This is a genomic window from Sulfolobus sp. A20 (genome assembly GCF_001719125.1).
Classification (GTDB): domain Archaea; phylum Thermoproteota; class Thermoprotei_A; order Sulfolobales; family Sulfolobaceae; genus Saccharolobus.
This window is the reverse complement of record NZ_CP017006.1, coordinates 1,702,019-1,728,041: the sequence shown is the minus strand read 5'-3', so window position 1 is coordinate 1,728,041 and position 26,023 is coordinate 1,702,019. Positions and strand designations below refer to the sequence as shown.

General features: G+C 35.3%; 23 protein-coding genes. 7 read left to right on the top strand and 16 right to left on the bottom strand.

Going from position 1 to position 26,023, the window contains the following annotated elements; translation table 11 throughout:
• Window positions 1–48 precede the first annotated feature (48 nt).
• The 6 genes from BFU36_RS08960 to BFU36_RS08935 all read right to left on the bottom strand — a co-directional run bounded on the left by BFU36_RS08960 (window position 49) and on the right by BFU36_RS08935 (window position 4,854).
• The gene (locus BFU36_RS08960; RefSeq protein WP_069284692.1) at window positions 49–444 is read right to left on the bottom strand and encodes a DUF2299 domain-containing protein; all 396 of its coding nucleotides are present in this window, start codon (window positions 442–444) and stop codon (window positions 49–51) included.
• A gap of 3 nt (window positions 445–447) precedes the next feature.
• Window positions 448–966, bottom strand: a complete 519-nt coding sequence (locus BFU36_RS08955; RefSeq protein WP_069284691.1) for an HAD hydrolase-like protein — start codon at window positions 964–966, stop codon at window positions 448–450.
• Complete coding sequence (locus BFU36_RS08950) at window positions 963–2,474, bottom strand: ferredoxin family protein (protein WP_069283571.1); 1,512 nt, start codon at window positions 2,472–2,474, stop codon at window positions 963–965. Before BFU36_RS08950 ends, BFU36_RS08955 begins: the two co-directional genes overlap by 4 nt.
• Before the next feature lie 58 nt (window positions 2,475–2,532).
• Window positions 2,533–3,279 carry a lipopolysaccharide assembly protein LapB gene (locus BFU36_RS08945; RefSeq protein ID WP_069283569.1) on the bottom strand — a complete coding sequence of 249 codons (747 nt, stop codon included), beginning with the start codon at window positions 3,277–3,279 and terminating at the stop codon, window positions 2,533–2,535.
• A gap of 80 nt (window positions 3,280–3,359) precedes the next feature.
• Window positions 3,360–4,244, bottom strand: coding sequence for a hypothetical protein (locus tag BFU36_RS08940; protein WP_231961108.1), 885 nt, complete (start codon window positions 4,242–4,244; stop codon window positions 3,360–3,362).
• Window positions 4,219–4,854 (bottom strand): hypothetical protein, encoded by a 636-nt coding sequence (locus tag BFU36_RS08935; RefSeq protein WP_069283567.1) that lies wholly within the window; start codon window positions 4,852–4,854, stop codon window positions 4,219–4,221. Before BFU36_RS08935 ends, BFU36_RS08940 begins: the two co-directional genes overlap by 26 nt.
• A gap of 226 nt (window positions 4,855–5,080) precedes the next feature.
• On the opposite strand from BFU36_RS08935, the gene BFU36_RS08930 reads away from it, so the two are divergent.
• The 4 genes from BFU36_RS08930 to BFU36_RS08915 all read left to right on the top strand — a co-directional run bounded on the left by BFU36_RS08930 (window position 5,081) and on the right by BFU36_RS08915 (window position 13,076).
• On the top strand, window positions 5,081–9,451 hold the full coding sequence (locus BFU36_RS08930) for a twin-arginine translocation signal domain-containing protein (RefSeq protein ID WP_069283565.1): 4,371 nt from the start codon (window positions 5,081–5,083) through the stop codon (window positions 9,449–9,451).
• Between the two features lie 8 nt (window positions 9,452–9,459).
• The gene (locus BFU36_RS08925) at window positions 9,460–10,293 is read left to right on the top strand and encodes a 4Fe-4S dicluster domain-containing protein (protein WP_069284689.1); all 834 of its coding nucleotides are present in this window, start codon (window positions 9,460–9,462) and stop codon (window positions 10,291–10,293) included.
• A gap of 17 nt (window positions 10,294–10,310) precedes the next feature.
• On the top strand, window positions 10,311–10,967 hold the full coding sequence (locus BFU36_RS08920) for a molecular chaperone (RefSeq protein WP_069283563.1): 657 nt from the start codon (window positions 10,311–10,313) through the stop codon (window positions 10,965–10,967).
• A 387-nt stretch (window positions 10,968–11,354) separates the two neighbouring features.
• Window positions 11,355–13,076 carry a protein kinase domain-containing protein gene (locus BFU36_RS08915; protein ID WP_069283562.1) on the top strand — a complete coding sequence of 574 codons (1,722 nt, stop codon included), beginning with the start codon at window positions 11,355–11,357 and terminating at the stop codon, window positions 13,074–13,076.
• Between the two features lie 6 nt (window positions 13,077–13,082).
• Here the strand turns inward: BFU36_RS08915 and BFU36_RS08910 are convergent, their stop codons facing one another.
• Entirely contained in the window at window positions 13,083–13,475 is a 393-nt protein-coding gene (locus BFU36_RS08910) for a HEPN domain-containing protein (protein WP_069283561.1), read from the bottom strand.
• Window positions 13,476–14,104: 629 nt separating this feature from the next.
• Here BFU36_RS08910 and BFU36_RS08900 point away from each other — a divergent pair.
• Both BFU36_RS08900 and BFU36_RS08895 read left to right on the top strand, forming a co-directional pair.
• The gene (locus BFU36_RS08900) at window positions 14,105–15,943 is read left to right on the top strand and encodes a DUF4352 domain-containing protein (RefSeq protein WP_143576907.1); all 1,839 of its coding nucleotides are present in this window, start codon (window positions 14,105–14,107) and stop codon (window positions 15,941–15,943) included.
• Between the two features lie 698 nt (window positions 15,944–16,641).
• Entirely contained in the window at window positions 16,642–18,180 is a 1,539-nt protein-coding gene (locus BFU36_RS08895) for an APC family permease (protein ID WP_069283556.1), read from the top strand.
• On the opposite strand, the gene BFU36_RS08890 is transcribed toward BFU36_RS08895, so the two are convergent.
• Genes BFU36_RS08890 through BFU36_RS08850 form a run of 9 tightly spaced genes read right to left on the bottom strand, consistent with a single transcriptional unit; the run spans window position 18,177 to window position 25,102 of the window.
• Window positions 18,177–18,581, bottom strand: coding sequence for a thioesterase family protein (locus BFU36_RS08890; protein ID WP_069284688.1), 405 nt, complete (start codon window positions 18,579–18,581; stop codon window positions 18,177–18,179). The two genes, BFU36_RS08895 and BFU36_RS08890, sit on opposite strands and share 4 nt — an antisense overlap.
• 11 nt (window positions 18,582–18,592) lie before the next feature.
• Window positions 18,593–19,258 carry a cobalt-precorrin-7 (C(5))-methyltransferase gene (locus BFU36_RS08885; RefSeq protein WP_069283554.1) on the bottom strand — a complete coding sequence of 222 codons (666 nt, stop codon included), beginning with the start codon at window positions 19,256–19,258 and terminating at the stop codon, window positions 18,593–18,595.
• Between the two features lies 1 nt (window position 19,259).
• Complete coding sequence (gene cbiG / locus BFU36_RS08880) at window positions 19,260–20,249, bottom strand: cobalt-precorrin 5A hydrolase (protein ID WP_069283552.1); 990 nt, start codon at window positions 20,247–20,249, stop codon at window positions 19,260–19,262.
• Window positions 20,246–21,034 (bottom strand): precorrin-4 C(11)-methyltransferase, encoded by a 789-nt coding sequence (gene cobM / locus BFU36_RS08875; protein ID WP_069283550.1) that lies wholly within the window; start codon window positions 21,032–21,034, stop codon window positions 20,246–20,248. Before cobM ends, cbiG begins: the two co-directional genes overlap by 4 nt.
• Entirely contained in the window at window positions 21,031–21,702 is a 672-nt protein-coding gene (locus BFU36_RS08870) for a cobalt-factor II C(20)-methyltransferase (protein WP_069283548.1), read from the bottom strand. The genes cobM and BFU36_RS08870 overlap by 4 nt, the downstream gene beginning before the upstream one ends.
• On the bottom strand, window positions 21,699–22,301 hold the full coding sequence (gene cbiT / locus BFU36_RS08865) for a precorrin-6Y C5,15-methyltransferase (decarboxylating) subunit CbiT (RefSeq protein WP_069283546.1): 603 nt from the start codon (window positions 22,299–22,301) through the stop codon (window positions 21,699–21,701). The genes BFU36_RS08870 and cbiT overlap by 4 nt, the downstream gene beginning before the upstream one ends.
• The gene (gene cbiD, locus BFU36_RS08860) at window positions 22,298–23,350 is read right to left on the bottom strand and encodes a cobalt-precorrin-5B (C(1))-methyltransferase CbiD (RefSeq protein ID WP_069283545.1); all 1,053 of its coding nucleotides are present in this window, start codon (window positions 23,348–23,350) and stop codon (window positions 22,298–22,300) included. Before cbiD ends, cbiT begins: the two co-directional genes overlap by 4 nt.
• Entirely contained in the window at window positions 23,347–24,093 is a 747-nt protein-coding gene (locus BFU36_RS08855) for a precorrin-3B C(17)-methyltransferase (RefSeq protein WP_069283544.1), read from the bottom strand. The genes cbiD and BFU36_RS08855 overlap by 4 nt, the downstream gene beginning before the upstream one ends.
• Before the next feature lie 4 nt (window positions 24,094–24,097).
• Entirely contained in the window at window positions 24,098–25,102 is a 1,005-nt protein-coding gene (locus BFU36_RS08850) for a precorrin-8X methylmutase (RefSeq protein ID WP_069283543.1), read from the bottom strand.
• 166 nt (window positions 25,103–25,268) lie between these two features.
• On the opposite strand from BFU36_RS08850, the gene BFU36_RS08845 reads away from it, so the two are divergent.
• Window positions 25,269–26,012 (top strand): zinc ribbon domain-containing protein, encoded by a 744-nt coding sequence (locus BFU36_RS08845; RefSeq protein WP_069283542.1) that lies wholly within the window; start codon window positions 25,269–25,271, stop codon window positions 26,010–26,012.
• Window positions 26,013–26,023 lie beyond the last annotated feature (11 nt).

The window sequence follows — 26,023 nt, the reverse complement described above, 5'->3', positions numbered from 1 at the left end:
TAAATAAACCTTAATTTCACTTATTTGATATTACTAAGTATACATATTTCAATCATATATAAGGTTATACGCTAGAAAGCCTGCATTCTTCACTAGCGTTACAGCATTAATAACCTCATTTTTAGTTAAACCCTCAGAGTAAAGCAACTTAGCAATCTGTATCAAATTGGGCTTATCTGGAGGGTTCATAAATGCCTCTACGTTCATCTTAGCTAGTTCTATCAAAACTCTCTTTATTTTTTCCGAGGTAACCCTAGAAATATCCAGTTCAATTAACATTGTTACTATATAATATTTGGAATTGGCGTTAGGTCTTATAATAGATACCGCAGGAGCATTACCTACTGGTGGAGAAACTGTTACATGAAAATATAATCCTTCGCCCTTGCCTTTTTCAACCTTCATCCCTAATTCTTTAAACAAGTCTACGATGTCAGAATCCATCACTTAACTACACCTCAATGCCGAGTCACCTATTTTAGAGTCGACATAAGATTTGGAAGTTATCTCAACCAATTTCTTGAGGCTGTTTACACTACTCTTTTTACCATCTCGGTCTAAAAAGATCGTTTTTAAACCAAATGATTTTGCAACACTTATTGAGAGATCATTAGCAGTTATAAAATATCCAGTTTTAAGGTTAGTGATTTTTAATAAATAATTGAAATAGTTTGGATTATTGGTGAATGCTTTAGGTTCTTCAGCGGATATTACATTACTAATGAATGCATCAATGTTGAACTTATTTAATATATCATACGCGGTCTTCTTTGGCAAGTTAGTTGCAATATATATTCTACCCCTATAGGATAACTCTTCTAGATAATATATATCATCATATGGAGTTACGTCATCTACATTAATTTCTATTCTGTAATATTTGTCTGAAGATTTTATCTGATCTATAATTGTATTAGAATTAGGTAACTTCACTAATGTGTTTATAAGAGTTATGATGTAACTCATTTCTTCATCAACACCTTTTCTATCCATCTTTTAGTTAATATCTTTTGTTTACACTCGTTGCATACATCAGTGTAATCCTCTAAATCTTGTATCCCTAAACTCGATAACATTTCACCAACCCTGCTCTTTATCCTAAATGAATCTAATGGCTTTCCACAGTATCTGCATTTAACAATCCTAGATGTAACGACTAATTTTTTACCCAGATCCTTTATTTTCACAAATCCTTTTACATATACTGCCTTTTCTGGGCAGTTTCTAACACATCTCTGTGAACCTATGCAGTAAGAAAGATCATAATATAGATTGGAAGTTTCGGGATTATTTTTCATGTCGAAGACTAACATCTGACATGATCTCACGCAAACGCCACATAATACACATTTATTAGGATCTACTATAACTTCGTACACACCGGGAATTTCATCCTCCTCATTTAATACCATTCTTTTACTAACCTCTGATAACGACCAAAGCATTAGGCTTCTTCTCCTACTCCTACTTAGAGGGAGATCTTGAGGAATGTAACTCCTCTCAAGATTCTGAGAATTGGAGATACCTTTTAATACTAGTTCAAGTTCTTTGAAGTCTTCTACATACGGGAAATTTATTTCAGTACCCGGAAATTTTTTCATCATAGCTTCAGCCCTCAATTTTGCGATATCTCTCAATTCGCATTTATTATCTGGTGAAAATACAACGGGATAAAAGCCGGAGGCAAAGATTATCATTAAGAATGAATCGTGAACTGACGAAATACATGGGGCTATTAGGGGATAAATATGTATTCCGTCTAATTGAGGAATCTTTCCAATTTTATTGCATGTAATTAAAACAACGCTTGGCTTATCATTTGGGGCATATTTAGCTAAAGCATTCAAGTATGCTATTATTTGGTCAGTAGTAAAATTGGGTACTTCCAAATAACCTAAAAACGACATTCCAGAACAGAAACCACAAGCCGAACACGTCTCTGGATTAGAAACTTGTGGTCCTTCCGGCGTTTTAGTAACTAACTCACATAAAGAGGATAAATAGTTCATTTCTCTTTCGAAGCTTATTTCTTGATATAATACTGGATAGGGCTTATAGTAGTACAACTTTCCCCTTAGTAATGATCTTCTCGATAAATTCTTAGATCTTACTGGCTGAACTCTTTTAGCGAGAAAAGATAATGAAGCCTTGCTTATGTATGCTAATATCAATGCCTTAGCTTGTTCCTTACTTTCTAACCATTCAAGATAAACATGTTCGATAGATAATGGATTAATAGCTGTTAGATCATCAATATTTCTCAGAAAATCTGATATATCTTTATTTTCCCTTTCACTCACAATCACTAATGCTTGTATGTCATTATCTCTAAGATCATTAACTACATAGTCTCCATATTCAGCAGCATATGACAACTCACCCTCGCTGAATATTTCTTTGAGGAGCTCATCTCCTAAGTATTCTCTGCCCTTTTTTGACACTAATAAACCAACGTTTAGCCTCATTAGTGACATATAAGTAAATCTATGAATTGTCATGTAATAAACATCTATTTTCAGAAAACTGATATTACTATTTATTCATATTTTTCAACGATTCATAAAATTCTTTAATCTTATGGTTATTAGGATCTATACTTATCGCCTTACTAATATCATTCATTGCTTTATCATATTCCTTGTTCATATACTCAGCCAGTGCTAAATAATAGTAATACTCTGCTGAGGGAGAAATGCTAATTGCTATTTTAAACTCACTTACAGCTAACCTGAAATAGCCAGTTTCCAAATATATCTTACCCTTCAAATAATGTAATAAATGATCTCTATTATTATACTCTAATGCCCTATTTATCTCATATAATGCATCTAAGTATTTGCCAGTCCTATAGAAACATTCAGCCCTCATCATTCTACTCTCAACATCATCTGGCTTTAGTTTATTTACGAAAACTAATACTTCATAAGCCTTCTCGTATTCTTCCATCTTGAATAAAATTTTTGCCTTAAGTTTGTTATAATCATATGAATACGGTATAATTGATAACGCCTTTTCAATTTCATCTAGAGCTCTATTCAACTCATTTTCCATAAAAAATATCAGAGCTAATTCATAATATAAATAGTGCGAATATGGAAATTTCTTTATACCCTCCTCTAATTCTTTTATAGCATTTTCTTTATCTCCTAAGTTATAATAAGCTTTGCTTCTCAGGACATATGCATCTGGCACTTGAATCTCTTTGAGCGTTTTAATCACTTCTAAATTCTCTCTTTTCTCAAGCAATTTTTCAGCTTCCTCAATTATATCTTCTTCCATCTAAACAACCTTTGTGTGTAGAGTTTAAAATGATTAGTAAATATGGATAACTATTCATATCGAAAAGATGAAGGGAAAATTTAAAAAGTATATTTTGGGGGAGTAGAAACCTTTACCTTATATATGTTTAAACCCAAGCTTGTTGCCTTATCACAAATTCTCTCTATACCTACTTTATCCCCTAAAACTAGACCTAGAAAAGGACTAGCTAAAGGGTTTTTCATTATGTTACTAGCGATTAATAAAATTTTCCTATCACGTATAGGTAACTTATTTATTCCAACCAGTTTTTTCTTCATATCTGAATTAAATCCTATATCATCAGCAAAAACTACGTGATCCTCATTTTCCTTTATCGCTTCTCCCAATTCCTTGTAAACTTTTGACGATTTTCGTATTATCTTATCTTTCTCTTCCCTTATGTAGTTTATATCAACATTATTAATATATCCTAGTAAATATCTATTATATAATGATATAAACGCCAATTCTCCTAACGTACCTATTATGCAACAATCCGTAGGTTCAAAATTACCAAATTTTGCCCTTCCCTCACCTATACCCCAGCCAAATACAACGTCTTCTCTCTTAAAGTATATATTATCAACTGCTCCTTTAATTATTATTGGATTCAACACTAATCCTTTAAGTATATCCTCATAAACTTCTGACAAAGGATCTAGGCTTAAATCAACAAATCTTAGCGTAGATGCTGAAACTAGTGAATCTTTTTGTAATGAGATTTCCCTTTCTATGGCTAAACTATGTTTAGGCGAGAAGTAATAAATTAGAATTTGTGAATTTTTATCAAACTTTTCCATTTTAACGGGAGATTTTATTAATGTTATTTTTACTCTCTCACCTTTATTGCCATGGTATATATCTGATTGCTTGCCTAAGTCACAAGTGACAAGGAGAGTTGAAGGATTAAACCCTAATTCAATGTAGTTTTTGTAGTAATTCATTATTCATCTTACCTAAGTATTTTGATATTTCTGGGCAATAATAATTTAATTTTACACCTTCCTTTCTACATCTAGCAACTAATGCGTAGGGTTTTCCTTCATTATCGTACGATATTATTGCTTTACAGCCGTTACTTAAATCAACTGATGGAAAGAAATTCAAGAAGATATCCGCAATTACCCTTTTACTCTCTTCTCGAAGACTCTCTATTCTATTATATAACATTGTAGCCACAGTTACTGGTTGATTAAAACATATTGTAAAGGGGGACAGCTTAAGTGACTTAAGCACTTTACAAATATCTTCTAAGAAACTTTTGAGATCCTCTTCATTACCGTTATAATTCCAGAACTTTTTAAGCAACGACAGACAACTCTTCTTAATATTTTCCTTGTTCGTATGAAGATATGTGATTACCACACCTCTTGGAGTTATTGCAAATCCCTTATCGTTCTTCCTTATTAAACCTAATTCAGCTAGTCTGTTGAAAACTCTCCATGATGTAGCGTTAGGAACACCAGTTATCTTAGAGAATTTGTAAGAGGTCAAATTTAAATATATTATAAACTCTTCAAGCACCATAATATCTATATCGTCTAATTTAATCATTACATTCTATTATTCTCGTCCAATCTTAAAAACTTAATTTATATAGTCTAATAAACCCTTATTTTAACTTATTTCAAAAGAAAGAGATTTTAATATATTAGTTTAAATGAGTAGAGCTTAAAAAAACCTAACTTTACCGTTATTAAAAATATGAACAACTGGTAATATCTACATTTTGAAGTGAATCTTTAAAAAACTTAAGTAAAATTAGTTTTTTAGATTAGGAATGAGCCAATTAAAGCTGACTAGACGTGATTTTCTGAAGATTAGCGGAGCTGTTGCTGTAGGTACTGCTTTACTTTTCGAGGCTCCACCAGTAATAGATAAAATTTTCTCATCAGCTACTAATGACGTTCAATATACACTAAATTATCCCTCAGATGAAATAGTTTATACGAATTGCTTTCAGTGTCTAGGTAGGTGTGCTATTCAAGTTACTAGAACACCAGAGGGTTATCCCAGATTTGTTACTGGAACAATTGGCTGGCACATAAATGATGGTGGTGTTTGCCCAAGAGGAGCATCAGACGTTTTCTATTACTTCACACCAGCAAGATTAAGATATCCATTACTAAGAGCTGGTCCAAGAGGCTCGGGTAAATGGGTAGCTATAGATTATGATACTGCTTATGATATAATAGTTAATGGGGCAAATGCTAGTTCTTGGTCTAAACTTGGATTAAATCCTTCTGAACTAGGAATAGGTAACTTCCCGGGACTACTTAAGATAAGGGAAACGAATCCCCATGGATTAGCATTCTTCCAAGGTAGAGACCAATTAATACCGGGTATAACTGCAGGTTTCTTTGCGGGTAATTTCGGTACAGCTAATGCTGGAGCTCACGGCGGATTTTGCTCAATGAACGTCTATTCTGCTGGAGTTTACGTAACTGGAGCTCCAGTATGGGAATATGCTGGACCAGATGAGGAAAGATCACAATACTTTATACTAGCTGGACTAGCTGGAGACCACTTCCCTAACTGGATGAGAAGAATAATAGCAAGAATTAGGGAGAATGGAGGAAAAGTAGTTACAATAGCCCCAGAAAGGTTTGGATTCTATAGTGTATCTGACGAACATCTGTATGTTAACCCCGCTACGGATGGAGCACTAGCAATGGGATGGATAAGGGTATTAGTTGACTTTCATTATTACGTTTATAAAGTATCTAAAGGGCAAACTGTCTTAAATCCAATAACGCTACAACCAGTTTCACCTGTATATGATCCAAGTACTGGACAGTTAATTATGCAAACTATCTCTCCAAGTGGTCAAGTAGTGCAATTACCTCAGTTTGGAGATATACCAGAGACCGCCGTATTTCCGCATATAGATGAGGAGTTTCTAAGGTATTATACTAATTTATCTTGGCTCGTCATAGTAAATCCAAATCCTCAAAACGGAGATGCACTAGATCCTACTGATCCTACAGCAGGAAGCAATGTGGGCTTACACGTTAGAATGCCAGTGAATAACCCGTTATACGCAAAACCTCAGAAGATAACTGCGACTACCTCAAGCGGTAAGACTGTTTCGATATCTTTCCCTGCTCATCCTTGGCTCGAAGCTGTTATGGGTAATGATGGTAATGTTTATGCTTTTGTAGACACTCCTTGGCAGAAGGGCGTGTTTCCGATACTGACGCTAGACGAGTTACCATCCAATATGTTGTCTCAAATAGTTCAAGTTCCATACAAACTGAAGAATGGACAGACTGTCAAAGTTCCCGCAATACAGATCACTGTCCCTGTATCACCTAACAGCAATAATACCATCACGTTAACAGTTACTACAGCCTTTGAACTACTGAGGGCAGAATTAATGAATTATGATCCTTATACGCCATATGATCAACCTGCGCAATATGGTGCACTTAATGTAGCAAATGTAACGGGCATACCTCATAATACAGTGGTCAGAATAGCTAATGAAATAGCTACAGTTGCCTTCCAGAAAGCTATACAACAGCCAGCTAAATGGGTAGATTATTTAGGGAGATATCACGATTACGTGATTGGTAGACCAGTTTCAATATACTTTATGAGAGGTCTAGCTGCCCATGCAAACGGTTTCATGTCTGCTGCTTCGCTCTACTATTTAGTATTAGTTGTAGGTGCTTGGGATAACCCAGGGGCTGATTTGTATAAATATCCATATCCTCACTACTTCCCAGGGCATGCAGTACCTCCTCATCCATTAGCTAATACTCCATCAATAGACCCAGATCTAGCTTCATTAGGTGTTAAGCCTCAAGCCGGAGGAAGAGCAGGGTTCTTGAAAAATGAGTTAATTTACAATGATGGAACTGTGGATATAGCTAGTGTAAGTGTAGTGCCTGCAGGACCGTATGGCTTTCCAGATGGTCCAGATGACCTAGTTATCTATAAGACTGGAAGGCCATTATTAGTAGATAGAGCATATAGTTGGGAAATACCATTAACTACTCAAAGGTCAATTTCAGCTGTTGCTTATACGACTCATTATATTAATAAATATGCTAGTGCTGGAATATTCCCATATCAGATACAAGCAATGATGTGGTATATCACAGCACCCTACTGGAATAATGCATATACTTTAACTGATTTACTACAAAAAGTCACAGATACCGATTCTAATGGAAACTATTACATTCCTTTCACAATAAGTATAGACTTATTCATGCAAGAGACTAATAACGTTGTTGACCTGATAATCCCAGACTTATCGTTCCTTGAGATTTACGGATTCCATTCCACTTTCGATAGGCCCACTAGTCTTCCACAAGGTCCTTCTGACTCACTAAATTGGCCTTCATTGCCTTCTTTGTATCCCGTGCTAGCTGCAGGCGATTTTCTCCTTACTTTAGCGTGGCTATTAAGAGCTTATCCAAATCAAAAAGCAAATCCAAATCTATCTATATCTCCTTCTAATAATCCTCATTACACTACACAAGATCCAGTGACAGGTCTCCCTCTAGTAAGCCCTATTACGATTCACGATCCAGTAACTGGTCAACAAATCTTAGCTCAAGGGCAACCCGGACTGATATCATCCGGAATGTATATACTGAAAAGTGGAACGCTTTTAGCAGGATATGGTAGTAACTTTGAGTACATACTAACGAATGAAGAAGGGGCACAATCACCCAATCCTCAACAATTAAAACTGTATGCATCTTTTGTACCGAATGGTGCTGACCAAACTACTGTGATAAACCAAATTCTATCCCAAGTACCATCTGGTATGCAATTCTCTACCGCGACAACTTATAAGATTTCCGCAGGTAATAGGAGCAGTGGAATTGAACACTACTTTAGGATACCAGTTAAGTTCCAACCCCTATTACAAGCAATGTTTCAAACGATTATTGAAAATTATGCAAGCGGACAAATGACGTTAAACGATATTAATCCTGGCATGGTGAAAGTAGGTAAAGGAGGGGCAGTATATGTATTGCCTCCATCAATAAGATACATGAGAAATGTTAATATGTTCTATTTCAGAGGCTGGGGAGCGTATATGCCTGGTGGTTACGGCCCTATTGGCTTGCCTTATGTCCACAGAATTTATTTAGAGTATTTGCAAAAGTTTAGGTTAGCTGCAGCTGGAAAATGGAAGGGATATAATGCAGCATATTATTACTACTACAAGCTCACTGGAAACTCTAAGTTCTTGATACCGTCAGTCCTTCCGAACGATAGTTATGGAAAAGCACTGCAGAAAAATCTTTTAGACTATCACAGACCATTTGGTGGTTTCTACCCACCACCCACGTGGCAATCTGATATAACACAAGATGGAATAAACTTATCAGAATATCCATTAACCTTCTTCGTTAGGAGACATGATAGAACTTATCACAGCTGGTCCTTTAACGTACCTTGGCTTACCGCAATAATGCCTTATACGCCAGTGATGTTAAGTAAGGCTGATCCTTACGTCAAGTCAATGGGGATTAATAATGGGGATTTCGTCATATTTGAGGCAGTAAATGAACCTTGGAGTGGAGGATTAAGAACTCAATTAACGGGAATAGCATTTCTAGACGAGGCTACTAGACCTGGATCAGCATGGGTTGTAGTATCCGCTCAAGCTCTACCAGGGTTTAGAAGTCAGACTCCTGATTCACCGCAAGTAAAATACAGTATCCTTAATAACTGGGCTAATATATCATACATGCCTCCATCTAGAGGTGGGCAATTAAGCCCAGAGACAGATAATGCATTTCCTATAATGAATTTAGATCCCATAACTGGGCAGACTGCATGGCATGATTCTAGAATTAAAATTGTTGGAAAAGCCACGGTAAATAAGGTATCTGTAACAGCTAATAGATTCATTTACATGGGGCAGAATTTCAGTAGTCAAGACATTCTTAGTGTAATTTCGTCTCAGTTAAGCGGAGGGCAGATAAGTGTGAGTAATGCTCCTGCTATACCAGCATTTGCACAACCCGTAAATGTTCCACACTTAAGATTTAACGCTAATACGATTCAAAACACTTCAATATGGAGCTTTGTAGCTCCTAGCTCATTAGCTCAGAACGGTTATGTAATCGGTAATTATAAGGTAAGATATGGTTTTGCATCTGAGTCTACTTCGTCAGCGGGGTGATAATAGTTATGTCCTCCTCCAATCAAATAACCTTAAATATATATCAAAATGGAGTAGAGTATCAATTACCCTTTAAGCCAAACACTAATTACGCTATCATTACTGATTTGAATAAATGTTTTGGATGCGGAGGTTGTCAGATGTCGTGCAAGGAATGGAATACTTCTGGTATGTTCGGTCCATTGCCCGATATAAATCCCTATGGAGATCTAGACGTAATGTTCTGGCTTAGAGTATTATATATAGAGGTAGGAAACTGGCCTCAGACTAAGGTTTATAATATTCCGATAAATTGCTTCCACTGCTTAAATGCCCCATGTGTACCAGTTTGCCCAGTAGGAGCCACATTTAAGAGGATTGAAGATGGAATAGTTCTAGTAGATTATACTAAGTGTATAGGATGCAAGTACTGTATATATGGTTGTCCTTACGGAAATAGGCTGTTCGATCCTATAGAAGGTGTAGTAAAGAAGTGTACTCACTGTTTTGATAGGATTTACGATCCTAATTTGCCTCCAGAAGAAAGAATACCCGCATGTATCCATGGATGTATGGTTCAAGCTAGAATTTGGGCTAATATATTAGATCCTACAGATCCAGGAACAATATTGTTTGTTGATAAAGGTGGTTTCGTATTGGGTCCAGAAACGGGTGCTAATCCAGCTAGCGGATATTTACCTTGGAGAAGTGAGTATGCAGCTGACGAGGATGTCGAATTGTTATCTCAGGCTGAATATTATAATGTTTGGACTGGTAATGGTGTAGTTCAGTTAGGAGCTCAAGGAGATAATTCGACGTATACTGAAGGGAATGGTCAAGGAACTAACTCTAGTCAAGAATAAAAGGTAGGTTATTTTTTATGTTTGAACAGACCATTTTAAGGTTCCATATTTACGATTTATTTTCTGAAATTTTTTTGTACAAGATTGATGATAGACAATATCAGCAAATGATTGATAAGATCAATAAGGCAGAGGAAAAGTTAGGAGATTTAGTAAAGGAAATTGCAAAGGTCGATTTATCAGAAATCAGACAAAAGTTTTTCGAAAAGAAGAAGAGTGACTACTTAGTAGAGTACTCAACACTTTTCTTAACTGGTTTGGGTTATAAACCATTGACTCCGGTAGAAAGTAAAAGATTTTTCGTAATTAGCGGTGAAAAGATAGCTCTATTTAAGTATCAAGATATAACTAGATTTTATGGTTCTAGGAGATTATTAATAAAATTTGGAGATAACTTCGTTCATGAACCAGACCATATATCAACAATTTTAGCATTTATGTCGTACTTAGTTAAGGAGGAATATGAGATCAGAAAAGAAAATAGAGACTTATTCAAAATACTAAGCGATGAGTATAATTTCATGACAACCCATATAATCAGCTGGATACCGGACTGGGCTAATGACGTAATAAATGATAATAGAGCTGATATATTTAAGGTAGTTTGTAAAAATCTAAATAATTGGATAGAATATGACTATAGGGAGATATCAAGGAATATTCCAAGGATATAGTACACATGGTTAATTAATCAGCCTATAAGATTGATTATATTATTAATTTAATCTACAGTATTAAAAATCTTAACGTTCAAATTAAGTTTTAGCAATGTGCTTAAATTCGATGGTATCCATCCATATGTTTTCAATTTTAAAAAATAGTTAAGTCTATTTGTAGAGCTTTTTCCGATATTAGATAGGTTAAGGATAGAATTCTTAAGCCAGCTTTAAATTCAGAGTTGTTAAACTTAAATTATTTTCATTAGGCATTCTATTAATACGAAATTATAATTTATGACGTAGTAACGGTGATACTCAAAATAGGCCAGTTTTCTATTGGTCTAATTTAAAGGTCTCATGTTGGAGAAATATAAAAGTGATTAAACGATAAAATCAAATAGGATGGCTAACAAGACGATAGCAAAAATAGGAATAATTATATCAATTGTAATTCCCTTGGTAGGTTACTTAATTTACGGCATAGCACTTGGAAGTCTTATATCAATAGCTTATTCTTTCTTGGCTGGACTTTTCTTCTCTTTTGCACTTTATTCTCCTCTTTTCTTTAACTCGATATTTGCGTATTTATTCTCAATTATTTCCCTTCTTCTTGGTTCCGTCTTTCTTTATAAGGCTTATAGGGATAGTAGGAAAAAATATTCAATAATCCCCTTTTCACTGTCTCTTGTACTATTAATTCTTTATATATATAATGAGTTTATTGTAAAGCCAGAAGTAATAAGCAATGAAATATTAGTGTCACTCATAATCTTGTCTTATGAAATAAGCAATGCCTTACAGCTTTTGGCATGGCAGGGGGTTAGAGTAAACGTTTCTAATTATAACCAGCCGAGGAGAAGGGATAACAAATTCAATAACAGAAGTGTAATTTTTAGAGCTTACGGCTTACCCAGAGGTGTTAGATGGGTTGTTACAATTAATAACGTTAACAAGTACTATACCGATTCCCAAATATTGAAGGTTAATTTAGATAAAAGGAGTAGTAGTTTTAACACGTTTCGAGTAGACACTTTGCAAATAGGTAATGATAAATACATACCTAATCCCAGTGATGGTATAATACGTGAACCAGTAATTGATATATACTTCACAAAGCTTACTCATTTACCATCTGTTAGCAACTGGGACCCAAAAATTTGGATAGGCAGAAACATAGGGGAGTATAAGGTAGAGGAAATAATTGGGATAGGAGGAAGCTCTTACGTACTAAAGGTTAGAAAGGGTGACAAATTCCTAGCCATGAAAATACCTAAGATAGAAGGGAGTAAAAGTGGGCAGACTAGGATTAACGCTGGTAATATAGTTTTAGAATTAGGAAAGGAATTCATCAGTCTTCAAGAGATTTCATTAAAGAGCAATAATATAGTTCAGCTTTATGGGATTAGTGAGATTAGTATAGATAATATAATGAGGATTGAAAAAGGAGATTCTTATCTATATTTGACTAAACCTCCCTTTATAGTAATGGAACTAATGGAAGGAGGAAGCTCTTATGAGCTTATGAGTAGTGTAACTTATCGCTCTAGTGAATGGTATAAGGTAGTTGCGGTAATTATGAGAGAAGTAGCTATGGCTTTAGATATAATTCATTCAGCGGGGTATGTTCACTTAGACGTTAAACCTCAGAACATATATTTCGATAAGCCAGTTGGTAGGGATGAGAGGGAAATTTTTCACAATCTATACACGGGAAGGGTAGCTGTGAAACTTGGCGATCTAGGGTCAGCTAGAAGAATAGGAGAGAAATTTGATCAATTCACAGAATTTTATTGTCCATATGAACAAATAGTTAGCGCTATCCTAAAGACTGATGGTGCAAAACCCTCAATGGATATTTTTGCACTAGGTTCCTCCATGTATAAGTTACTAACTGGATCTTATGTTTTCCCCGACAATTATTACAGTTTAATTGAAAAAGCGATAGATGACTATACAAGAGGAGGAAGGAATTACATTATCTACTTAAGCCAAGCTAAAAACTATATAGTATTACCAAAAATAGTAAATGTTCCAATATGGTTTTCTAATTTACTTTATAGAACATTAAATCAAAATATAACAGCAAGGCAAATATACGAGGTAATTAATAATAATCTAAGATAATTTTTACTAAGTTATTCCTTTTTTCACCTTATTAATAATTTCAAATATCCTTTCTGCGAATAGCATCAACTCTTCTGCCTCTTTTTTATTACTCTCTAAGGGGATAGAATAGCCTAACCTAATTCTAATTTCATTTAAAGTTTTTATAAGGTTCTTTTCAGTTACTCTTATCCTATCTAACTCATCAATGCTTAGTAATCTGCTCGTAGCTCTTAGCAATGCATCAAAGTCGAAATACCACGGTAGTTCGTTCCACCTCTCTATTATGCATGCATTAAGAAATAGATATAGAGCTTCTTCGGTAGCATAAATTGAAATATCATAATAGCCATTATCGTAATTAAATTTAGCTGCCTTCAAAAAATTATATGCCCTCTCATATAGCTGGCTTACATTCATTAGTAATATTCAAGTCTTTGTTATACATAAAAATATTCTTCATATTGCAAAGTGAGGAAAACCTTTCCCTTCAAGGCGGGGTTGTGAAAAGTATACAAAACTCTTTCCTCCATATCCATAATCTATGAGCAAAGGGGTCAGAGACAAGGGTGGGGTCAAAATCAGAGGCACAATTTCGATGAAGATTTCCCTCACCTCCCCTCTGCTCAGCCTTGTTCCAAACTATGAAAAAGGGTAGTTTTCGTCCTTGAATGGTTGAGAGAAAATAAGCCAAAAAAGTTGTTAAAAGACACGCATAAAGGTACCAATAGTAGCCTTAATTTCAATTTCTTTTATTGTGATCTAATCAGACGACAAATACGTAAGTTGACTACGAGGAAAATAAGTTGATCAAACGACCTACCCAAAGAGAAGCATATGAAAACACTATAGGTGGAACTAAAGAGTGATGTAGATGTCTCATATTATATGTATGTTAGGGCAATCCAAGGTGAACTTGTTGTGATAAGTGGAGGATCTGAAAATTCCTCTATTTTTCCCATACCTCTTTTAAAAACGTACTATTTTAAACATAATAAAATTTTTAAATTTCATGGTCTATTAATAAAAAAGACATAGAGGTGAAGAAGATGAGCAAGACACCCATTATTATAATAGATTTGGTGTTATTAGTAATACTTTCTCTCTTCTTCCTATTGTCACCCCTATTACATAAACATGTTACAGAATCAACTTCAACCACTACGTCTACTTCAACAGCCCCTATTTCCTCAGTCACAACTACTACGGCCCCTCCTCCAACCACTACCACCTCAGTTCCTCCTCCAACTACTACTTCAACAATTCCTCCTCCCCAAGTTAAGCTATTACAACTCAACGTCAACAACGTCATAGTAGATCATGAAGACGCTTTAATGTATGCCAACCAACTCATGAGTAACTCAACATACAACTACACCTTTGTAAATGAACTAAAACAAGGCGAATTCGTCATCGTTAACATTTCAATAGTCGACATATCAAACCAAAACGTAACACTATATTATTCAAACTTCAGCATAATTACCAGTAATGGTACTTATGGCAGTGTAGTTGTCCCAACTACTGCCTTCTACGACCTAAACGAGACTGGTGTCTCCCTAACTCCTTTATTCCAATCTACATCTAGTAGTGTTAAGCTCATACCATCTTATGGCGTGAGTGGGAAGCAAGTGATATTCGTAGTCCCCAAGGGCTCAACTATAGAGGGTATAAAGGTCGTAGAGAGAGGTATATCAGTGGGGAGTACTGCAATAAGCAGTTCTACTTTACACTACTTGTCAGTTATAAAGCTGAACTTCATAAGTAACGATTCAAGTGTCTGTATTTCATATAACTCCTCTAACCCAATATATACCATCAGCAACGTATTAAATATCAAAGGAGATATAGTGAACGAACATATCACAGCCACTGTAGCCCTCACAGCTGTAAATATCTCACCCAGCTTCAACTTCACGGTCACTAAGGGGCTAATAGGGAAAGAGCTACCTCTGGTAAGTATTAATTCTGAATTCCTCTCATATTATTATGTGCCTTCTTCAACACCCATCAGCCTTACTATATACTTGCCACCAGAGAACTATGAGGGGGACATTAACATTTCGTTCTATTTCACGTATATACCATCGTGGAGCATAAAGGTTGACGCTTTCATTAACGATACCGCAGAGGCTATGTTTGTCCAAGAGTTTGGCGACTCGTACTTTGTCTATAACATCTCGGTCAGTTTTGTGAATCCCGTCAGCAGTGAGGCTGGAATAGAGGCTCAAGACTTCGTTTTAGTCACCAGTGCCGGCACCTTTAATACCACATATGTTGGTAACACACATTTAGCCACAGTTACAAACGATCTCTACAGCAGCTCCGTACTTAATGGCTCAAAACTCTCCTACCAGTTAGTCTTCTTTGTGCCTGTTAAGGCTAAACCTTACTACCTAGTCTTCAGAAGCCAAAACGGGATAGTTATGGACAAGATTCCTGTACAAGGCATAAAGCCTATATACTTCAGCCTTATAGGTACCATATGTAAAGTTACCAACACTACGTATGTATATATTACAACTCCACCATACCTTTTTATATATCTTTACTCAGGAGAGACGTTTAACATAACAGGTTATACTAACCTCTACGCGGGGGTATATAACTACTCGATAGTAGGTATCAGCGTCACTCCGCCCTTCAAACTGGTAGGGACATATCCTAAGCTGATAGGGGTTTTATTTAATGAGGACGTGCAATTTAATGTGGAAATTATGGCACCTAATGTGTCTTATTATGGAAATCTGACCTTGAAGTTCTACGTCGTGTATAACATCCCACCATATCAATCCTCATCTAATCCCGCCGCGGTAACAAACATTCCAACAATTTGCTTGCCAGCTATTATCCCTCTAGCTGTTAGAGAAAAAAAGAAAGCTGAGTAAATAGCCTAATAGGTTGAATTAACCTAAAACTTTTTAATCTTTTTCTAATCCTTTGCACCATAAGGAAGTAAATCCTCTTTTTATGTTTTTTGGGGAACTCATACGACTGCGGAAAAGCCTCTAGGCTATTGTGAGAAATGCTTAACTATATCTCCTCATCTACTGAGTAAACTTAACACTCTAATAAAAGGGTTAGGGGCGTAGGGGTATCTGAGTCAACTTTATCGTCAGATCAAAAAGGAGAAATAAATGGTTTATGTCTTTTATGAAGATAATTGTCACTGAACTCCTTTTGTCCCTAAAGTGAAAGGCTTTCCCTACTTTGTAATTTAAGTCACACAAACACCTTTAGTAGTAAATGAATGAAAGAATAGCAAACTTCTCCCTTTAGGGCGAGGAGAAAAACAGTATAATACGTTAGGCTAGAGTATATCTATCTAGTTTCGCTAATATTCTTTGTTTTCTAATGATTTGTGGTGAAGATAGGTATTATCTTTACTCATAACAGCATTATGTAAGATATCTATAATTTATTTGAAATTATATAATTTAAAATAAATACTATATTACACTAATACTATACATAAGAGGTTCTTATGAATTCTTGTTTACTTTGCTAAGTAAATATATCACTACGTTAGCAGTTTAAATTTTCTTGCTTAAGGTAATTTTATAAAGCGTAACTAGTTAAGTTTGACATGGAAAAGAAAACTATATTTGTTAGGGAAACTTCTGGTCTAATTAAGCAAGTATCCTTGATCGATGCTGTAATGTTGAACATAGCAAACATGTCCATAGGTATAGCCTTGTTTCAGTCGATCTCTCCATATATTACAAAGGGCGGTGTGTTATGGATAGCTTCTCTGATTGGACTAGTCTTAGCTCTTCCACAAGCCTTAGTCTATACTTTTTTTAATAGGAAAATCGGGAGGACTGGCGGGGATTATATATGGATTTCGAGAAATCTGGGAGGTTCATTAGGAACTATTTTCGCAATAGCTTATTTGATAGAATCAACAGCCTTTTATGCTTTAATTTCATTCTTTTCGGCATCAGCTATCAATTCAGCTCTTCTTACAATAGGCTATTTAAATCATCAAAGTTCTTTAATATACGTAGCTCAAAATATCATTGTTAATCCCTACATTAATCCAACCTTTAATCAAAGGTTAATATTTTACGGAATATCATCGATAGCCTTTATAGCAATAATTTTGATCAATATTTTAAGATCGAAGTGGGGATTTAAGCTTGTTACTGGGTTAGGAATATTCTCTATGCTAACCGTAATTTTAGGTATGATAATAATAGCAATTAATTCATCACATTTTGGTTCTTCCATAACTCCATTATTAAATGATTTCAACGTTAGTGTACAATCAAACTTACCTAAGACAATACTCCCCACTTCAGTATCTTTAGGAGCTACTCTTTTCTTATTACCACTGTTTGCCTTGTATACGTATCCGTGGATGAATGCAGGACCTGCAGTATCCTCAGAATTTAAGGGAGGCAAAGTTTCAAAATACAATGTACTTATATCCTTACTATTAACGGGAACGTTTGTTACGCTGGGATTTTTTGAAATGGATGCTGTTGCAGGATACTACTATAATTTAAATGCCTACCCATCTGCTATATACAATTTCTGGACTGCGGCTATAGCATTATCTAACAATTATGTAATAGAGTGGATATTAGGATTAGGATTAATCTTATGGAATTACTTTGTATTAGCTTATGGTGTAGTAGTATTTTCTAGATACGTTTTTGCCTTATCTTTTGATAGAGTATTACCAGAAATATTTTCAAAACTCAATAAATATGGCTCACCAGTTTATGCTCACACTCTTGATTTAGTATTAACTTTGGTATTACTTCTAGTACCAGTTTTCTCGCTGAACGCTGCATTAGCATTATATGGTGCGTCAATAGTCGGTATGTTATATTTCTTGGCAGTTGGAATAGCTGCAATAGTATATGGTTTGAAAAATAATAATTCCATGATGATTACTGCTGGATTTCTGATGGCTGGATATTTCGTTTACTTAACCTATGAAGCTGGAACTAATCCATTATTTGGCTTTACTACCTCAAGTGGAATTAATTATATTACATTAGCTTTTGTACTAATATCGTTTATAGCTGGAGTAGTAATATGGTACGTTTCAAAAACTATTAATGCAAGAAAAGGTATTGACATTTCAATAGTGTTTAAAGAAATTCCACCGGATTAAGTTACCATTATTTTGCTCAAGATATCTTTTGGAACCTCTGTAGATTTCCAAATTTTTGGATTTATTGCTATTTGGGTTAAGTAACCTTCAGTTGTAAGCTCTCCATTTCTGTATATTTTTAATTCAAATTTAATGATTTTATTGGATATGATCTTAGGGCTTAAAAGTATTGTTAAGTTGTCACCTAACTTTACCGGCTTATGATATATTGCTTGTGACTCGATTATAACAAACCACAACTCATCATTCACAATGGGATAGGGGATACCCACCTTATCGTGCATGAACTTCTCTATCGTGTTGGTAAAAAATCTATAATACGCAGCGTAGTGGGCAATTCCTTGGGCATCTGTATCATATATTCTTACGACCTCTTGAAAGACGTATTCAACGCTCTGCATACTAAAATTATTCATTTAGAAAATATAGCCATTATTGTTAAGTCGCTGAAGTTATGAGAGTCATTTATTAGTGAAATTAAGTTATCATAGTATCTTAAGCTCTCATTTTCATATGTTAACTTCTCAAATACAGCAACTCTACAATTTAATCCATTCTGGTATAGATATTTAGCTACTCTCTGCGGACCATCATTGTAAGGTTCTGGTATTACAATTGCTACTCTACCCATTTCTAATATTTGTAAAATATTCCTTAAGTAATCAGATATATCACCTCTCACATGAAGGGTGACAAATCCGATAAAGTTCATATCTAATCCTAACTTTGCTAAAAGTACATTTAGGGAAGAAACTCCAGATATTATTGTTACCTTTACGTTCTTATCTGCACAAATGTTTCTAATCTTCTCTACGAATTGCCAATCAGAAACAGAAGGATCTCCATGATTTAATATTGCTATGTTTTCTCCTTTAGCTTTTTCAACTACCTGATTTAATTGTTCTAATTCATTCTTATAATCCAATATTACAATTTCCTTACCTTCCAAGATGGGTGAAAATCTATCTATTACACCTTTCCATCCAACTACTATCTTGCTATCTTTTATAGCTTTGTAACCTTTTAATGTTAAATACTCTGGATCCCCTGGACCAACACCGATAATGTAAACGACCATTTTAGTCAGACCTCCCTTCGTAACTTGCCACGGCAATTGTTACATTTTTCCCAATTGCTACTTTTCGTAATATTAATTTAGATTTCTCTCCTCCAGCTATTAAAGCTGAGATTTCAGCAACTCCCTTAAGTCCCAGCTCTACAAGAGTTTTACTAGGTGGAGTTAGACAAGGGTTAGTAAAACTGTTTATTTCTTTCTCACTTACCAGCCTAAACTTAACATTTAGTTCTTCAGCAATCTTGCTTATCCCTTCCCTTATCGACGCAATTACTCCTATTCTGTCTTTGCCTACGTTAAGTCTCTCTAATATTTTGTCTATTCCGTTTTTAATTTCGTCTAAATTGACCTCTTTTTTAGACCCAATACCTATAGCTAGTTTCAAGGGTTTTAATTTTACAACTACCTTATCGTCATAAGTCTTTTCTCGTAATGATATTATGTATTTGCATGAAGAGTCATTTATTACTATATTTTTAGGTAAATCTAAATTTACGTTTTCGTCAATACAAACTATCTCGTCTCTTAATAAGGCTGAATTTACTTTAACTATCGCTTCAGGGTTCTCTATCTTAGCAATAAGCATCTCAGCAATTTTTTCGACGCTTATTTTTCCCTTAAGTTCAGATGCAGTAGTAATTATTGGATTAGCATTTAAAATATTGGAAAGATCTTTCGTAATATCGTTTGCCCCCCAATGTCCGCCTAATAATGGTATAATATAATTAATCTTATCATCGATGCATATTACTGCAGGATCCTCAGTCTTATTCCTAGCGTACTTACAAGAAATTCTTACTGCTCCCTCCAGTGCCATTACGAAAATTACTGCGTCGAAGCATTCCCAAATATTTTCTAAATTAACGTCCTTATATCTATAATGTACTACTGGTACCTCAACCCCCTTTAGCTTTTCTTTTATTATCTCTCCAGCCTTATATCCATCTTCGGAGGCTGAGATTATCGCAATTCCTTTCCATAATCTCTCTATCAATCCTCTTCAACCTTCCATGGTCTATAAGAGTGATTATGCTTGGGATCATATACACTAGATCTTACCATATTCTTTATCGTCTCTGGAGATGCTGCCAATCCAACAATTATCACTGAATCCCTATATATTTTAGCTTCTCTTACTTTGGCTACTATGTCAGCTAAGGTACCTTTGATTATCTTTTGTTCTGGCCAAGTCGCCCTGTACACCACAATCACTGGAGTATCATCAGTTAGACCTCCCTCTTTTAACTCATTAACTACTCTATCAATTACGTGTATTCCAGTATAGATAACCATAGTCGCACCTATCTTAACCATTTTTGCAAAGTCCCTTATTGAACCTTGCATTGGCACTCTTAAGGAAGCTCTAGTAATGATAACAGTTTGTGCTAGTTTAGGGACTGTTAGCTCTATTGGAATTACTGAAGCTGCAGCCAGAGCTGCAGTTATCCCTGGAACTACTTCATATTTTATACCAGCAGCTTCTAAAGCCCATATTTCTTCAAATAAAGCTCCGTAGATTGAAGAATCTCCAGACTTTATCCTCACCACTAATTTTCCTTGACTTGCATTCTTCACCATTAATTCAACAATATCATTTAAGGTAAGAGGTGCACTATTATGAATTTCAGCGTCCTTTCGAGCCCATTTTAGAATTTCTGGATTAACAAGTGATCCAGCGTAGATTATCACATCAGCAATTTCAATATATTTTTTTGCTTTTACTGTAATTAACTCTGGATCTCCCGGACCGGCTCCAATGAAAACTACCTTTCCATTCATCTAGTTTCACCTTTTCTCCTAATTGCGATAATCATAGAAAAATAATCTTTATCTTCTACATTCATACTCAAGGGTACAATTCTCTCTTCCTTCATGAAACATCTCTTAGCGTAAAGCAAATCATAATCATCACCTAGTATTTCTATTAATTCCTTGAGGTTTTCATTAGCTTTAAGAATTATAATAGTCTCAAATTCCTTAGATTTTTTAATTAAATCAAGTCTTGATGCCGGGATGATTGCTATAGAATCTTCTGCATTTGCTAATGACAACTTAGCCCTTGAAGCACAAGCGGTTATTGAGCTAACACCAGGAATGATTTCTACATCAGGGTTACAAGGCATTTTAACCCTGAAAAACGTACTATATAAAGTTGGGTCTCCTAATGTAACAAAGGCGGATTCTCCTTCACCCATTTCTTCACATATCCTCTTCCCTATTTCCCGTAATACTTCATCGTTTACGTTCTTGGACATTGGAAATCCTAACAAAACGATTTTTGTATCTCGACTAACGTAATTTTTAACAATTGTCTCAGCTAAACTTCTATTCGTACCCGTGGAATATGGTATGAATACTGTTTTTACATCAGATAGCGCTTTCATGGCTTTGACTGTAATTAGTTCATTGTCACCTGGACCTAAGCCTATAACGTAAAGTTTTTTCATCTCTTTTCACCAGCAATAATAAATATGGGGTTCCTTGATATCATTGCCGTGCCTACCTTAGTTCTCATACCCTTGGCAATTATTACCTCAGTTATTTCTATATCATTAAACCCAATACTTTCCATAGCCGAAATTGCTTTGTTTACGGTCTCTATTAAAATAGCATCTAGTACTACTCTACCATTTTCATTTAATATTAACCATGATGCCTTTAATATTTCGTCTATCTTTTCAGACCCTCCTCCGATGAATATCTTATCGAACTTCTCGTTTAGGGTAAGTAGCACCTCGGGTGCTTTGCCTAAAATCAACTGTATATTATTATCTTGTAAATTGAATCTTTCAATGTTTCTTTTGGTTAACTTAATTGCCTTCTCTTCCTTATCGATACCATAAACCTTACCTTCTCTTCCAACTAGCAAGGAAGCTTCAATAGTTACGCTACCAGTACCGCATCCTATATCTAAAAATCTGTCACCCCTTTTTACTCTGAGTTTCGATAGTGCTAAAGCCCTTATCTCTTCCTTAGTCATTGGTATTTCTTCTTCCCTTTCAAAATAGTCGTCTGGTATCCCAGGTACGTTAAATTCCCATTTCATTCACAACCAACCCTACATAACTCTTCTTCATCATAATCAAAGATAATTACACAAAAAGATACCTTATCATTTATTTTTCTAATCCTAGATAAGATTCTCTCTGCAACGATCTTCATTACCACTCTTCTCTGTTCTTTAGTCATGTAACTAAACGCCTCCTCTACTGAGGAAGAATTGGCGATTTTGATTAAAGTTTCATGATCAACTACGTTGGAAAGTAACGAGGCGTGAGTCAAAGATTCTATTCTAGCATCTCCAAACGAGTTATGAGTGTTAAAGATGCCCGCGTAAACTTTGAGAAGCTTTGCTGGTAATCCAGCTAATATGATTCTCTGAAATAGACTAGAAGCTATCCTTATTGAATCGCCTATCCTATCACCTACTTTTACAACCGTATTTTTATCGAAAATCTTAGATGCTAGCTTAGCTGCAGTATTACCTGGTGCTAGTACTACGTGCTTGTGTGAAGTTTTTATTGAATTTAGCTCACAACTAATATGCTCGATGTAATCCTCATCACTTACCGGGGTTTCTATTCCAGTAGTTCCTAGAATAGAAATGCCTTCAACTACACCTACCACCTCGTTCATGGTTTTCGGTGCTATCTCCTTTCCATTAGGAACTTGAATTATTACCTTAACTCCTCTGTCAGTAACTTCTCTAATAGCGTTTTTAATCATCTCTTTCACTATTGGATTTATCGCTCTCTCTCCTATTCCTATTTTTAACCCTGGCCTAGTTACTATGCCTACTCCTTCTCCTCCTTCTATCTCAATTTCGTTCCCATTAAACTTTACACAAGATTGTATTATTAGGCCATCTAATATGTCTGGGTTATCACCAGAGAACTTCTTAACTTCGGCGCAACAGAATTCATCTCTTTTCTCCACACTCTCTACGGGAATCTCTAGCCTTAAACCTATTGGGGTGGGAATAGTTACCGATTTAGGGATTTCGTTTCTGACTAGTAAAATAGTTGAGGCTTTAGATGCAGCCGCAGCTGCCGCACCAGTAGTTATTCCAAATCTCTTTAACGTGTTTATTATCATAGGTTATACTTCCTCTCGTATCCTCTTGGAGTTATCATGTAGTTCTTATATCTATACGTTAAAGAGTTTCCTATTATCATAGTAGTCGTCATACCTATTTCTTCTAAATGTTCTTTCCAAGAGGATAATGTAGTGATAATCACTTTCTCCTCATCTCTGTATGCACTCTTTACAATTCCAACGGGAGTATCTGGTTTCCTATGTTTCGACACTATTTCCATGCTCTGGAGTAATAGCTTCTTATTTATTAAGTTATAAAATACTATCGTAAAGTCACCCTCTGACGCTTTTGTAACCTTTTTCAGAATTTCATCAGCTGGTATTAGTAAATCACTTAGACTTATGACCACGAAGTCTAGGGAAAGTGGACTACCCAATTTAGCTGCTGCAGCTAATGCAGCCGTTACTCCTGGAATAACTTCTACCTCAAGGTCTATTTTCTTCTTCGCAATAATGTCAAACACTAATCCAGCCATTCCATAAATTTGAGGATCTCCGCTAGATACTAATGCTACATTATTGTTATCTTCGAGGGCTTTTTCTATTGCAGTATTAGCTCTAAATATCTCCTCTTTCATCCTTGCCCCTATAACCTCTTTTTTACCATTTAATACATCAGAGATCAGCCGTAAGTAAGTATTATAGCCTATAATTACATTTGCTTTCTCTAAAACTTCTTGAGCTTTGATCGTTCTTTGTTCCTTTGAACCTGGTCCAATCCCGACTATGTAAAGCTTACCCATGATTTCACGCCTCTAATGCCATTTTAATTATTTCATTAATTATCGCAACCGCTATTCCACTTCCCCCATAAGTATTTGAAACTACTACTGAGGGTATATTACTATTGACTAGAGCTTCTTTTGCCTCTGCAGCGTTAGTAAAGCCGGGTGGAGATGCTACTATAAATGGTATATCTTTTCCTTCTCTCACTAGTCTAATAGCTTCAATTAAGGCTGTGGGTGCATTCCCTATTACTACTAATTTTCCATCTTCTTTGCTTAATCCAAGTCTCATAGCTGCAGCTGCTCTTGTAATTCCTAAATCTTTAGATAACTTCTTTACCTCATCATCATCTATTAGGCAAATTACTTTATTCCATCTTATACCTGCAGCGACCATTTTAACGTCCGTTAAGATTTCTACTTGTGACTTTATCGCTTCAATCCCAGCGTCTATGTTGTTCACTTTAACGTATTTTGCAATTTCTGGATTCCCAGAAGCAAATACGGCCTTAGCTATAACCCTTTTCTCCCTTTCATCGTTTATAACTAAACTTTTTAGAATTTTGTTCATACTCTCTTCCTCTATTTCTGTAGGATCTTCAATAAAGTCATCTAATGACGGAAAGAGGTTAATCGCTCTAGATAATCTATAAAATAAAGATAAAGCTACTAAGGGAGACGATGCTAAAGGTTCAGTTACGTAAACTTCTATAATACTATCATTAATCTGTGTCCTAGTCCAAGTGTTTAACTTATTTACTTTAATGTAATTCATGATATCTTTAAATACGTGATTTCCTCTCCCTAAGAACACTAAACCAATTATTACTCTTCTAAATCCGCGTTCTACGATAACGTTCAATAACTCTCTCCAGTCTGGCTTAGAAAATTCATTGTAAGTTAAGAAGATTGGTAAGTTTATTCTCTTTCTTATATAGTCTATCATCATTTCTATGTCCTCATTATACGTTTCTCTGCGAGATCCATGACCGACGAGCATGATAGCGGTATTGGATAAGTTATCCATACGAATATATCCCTTCACAAGTATAAAAACGTTTAAACAGTAATGATAGCTTTTAATCTTGATCGTCAAGATAGCTAAATAGATGAGGAAATAGTGCTGTGCCGCCGCCTCGATTGATGAGATACCGGGCGCAAAACTGATAAACTTTAGTTGAGTAACTATACTAATGGCAAAACAGTGTCCTCGATGTGGATATTTAAACCCTGATACTGCAAATTTTTGCTCTAACTGTGGCTATCCCTTACCGCTAACTTCCTCTCCTCAACCTAATTTGCCTCCTCCAACTCAGCGAGATAGGTTAAGCGAAGCATTTAATATATTTACAAAGAATCTTGGAATGGTAGTACCATCAATTATTTTACTGATAGTGGAGATAGTGCTGGCTGTTATATTCTCAGTATTAACTTTAGGGATTTTCTTTGTTTCGCCTATAGCTAGTATAATTTTAGCTGTAATATTTGCCATAATTATGGGGTTGATAAGTGCGATTTTATTCTCTGTAGTCGTTCACACTACTATGTATATGGCAAGTGATGCGAGTAATAACTTACCAATAAATGCTAGCAACTCTTTCTCCAGAGCTAGATCTACTTTATCTCACTTATATTCTATTGTAGGTATTTTAATACTATTAGGAATACTGGGAGGGTTAAGCAGATCATCAGCTGTAGTATGGTTCTTAGTTGGACTAGTAGGTATATTACTATACATAATGTCAGCTTCAGTAGTATTAGGTAAACCTATGAGTTTGACCAGTTCTATAGATTGGTATATCAAGGCTTTTAATAGAGACGCAGGCTCAGCAATAGTTATCTTCATCGGTTCTCTGCTTAGTTTAATACCAGTAATCAATGTCTTTACAATACCTTATACTTCTATCTTATCTTATTTACTTGTCAGAGATTTATAGTGATTTTTATA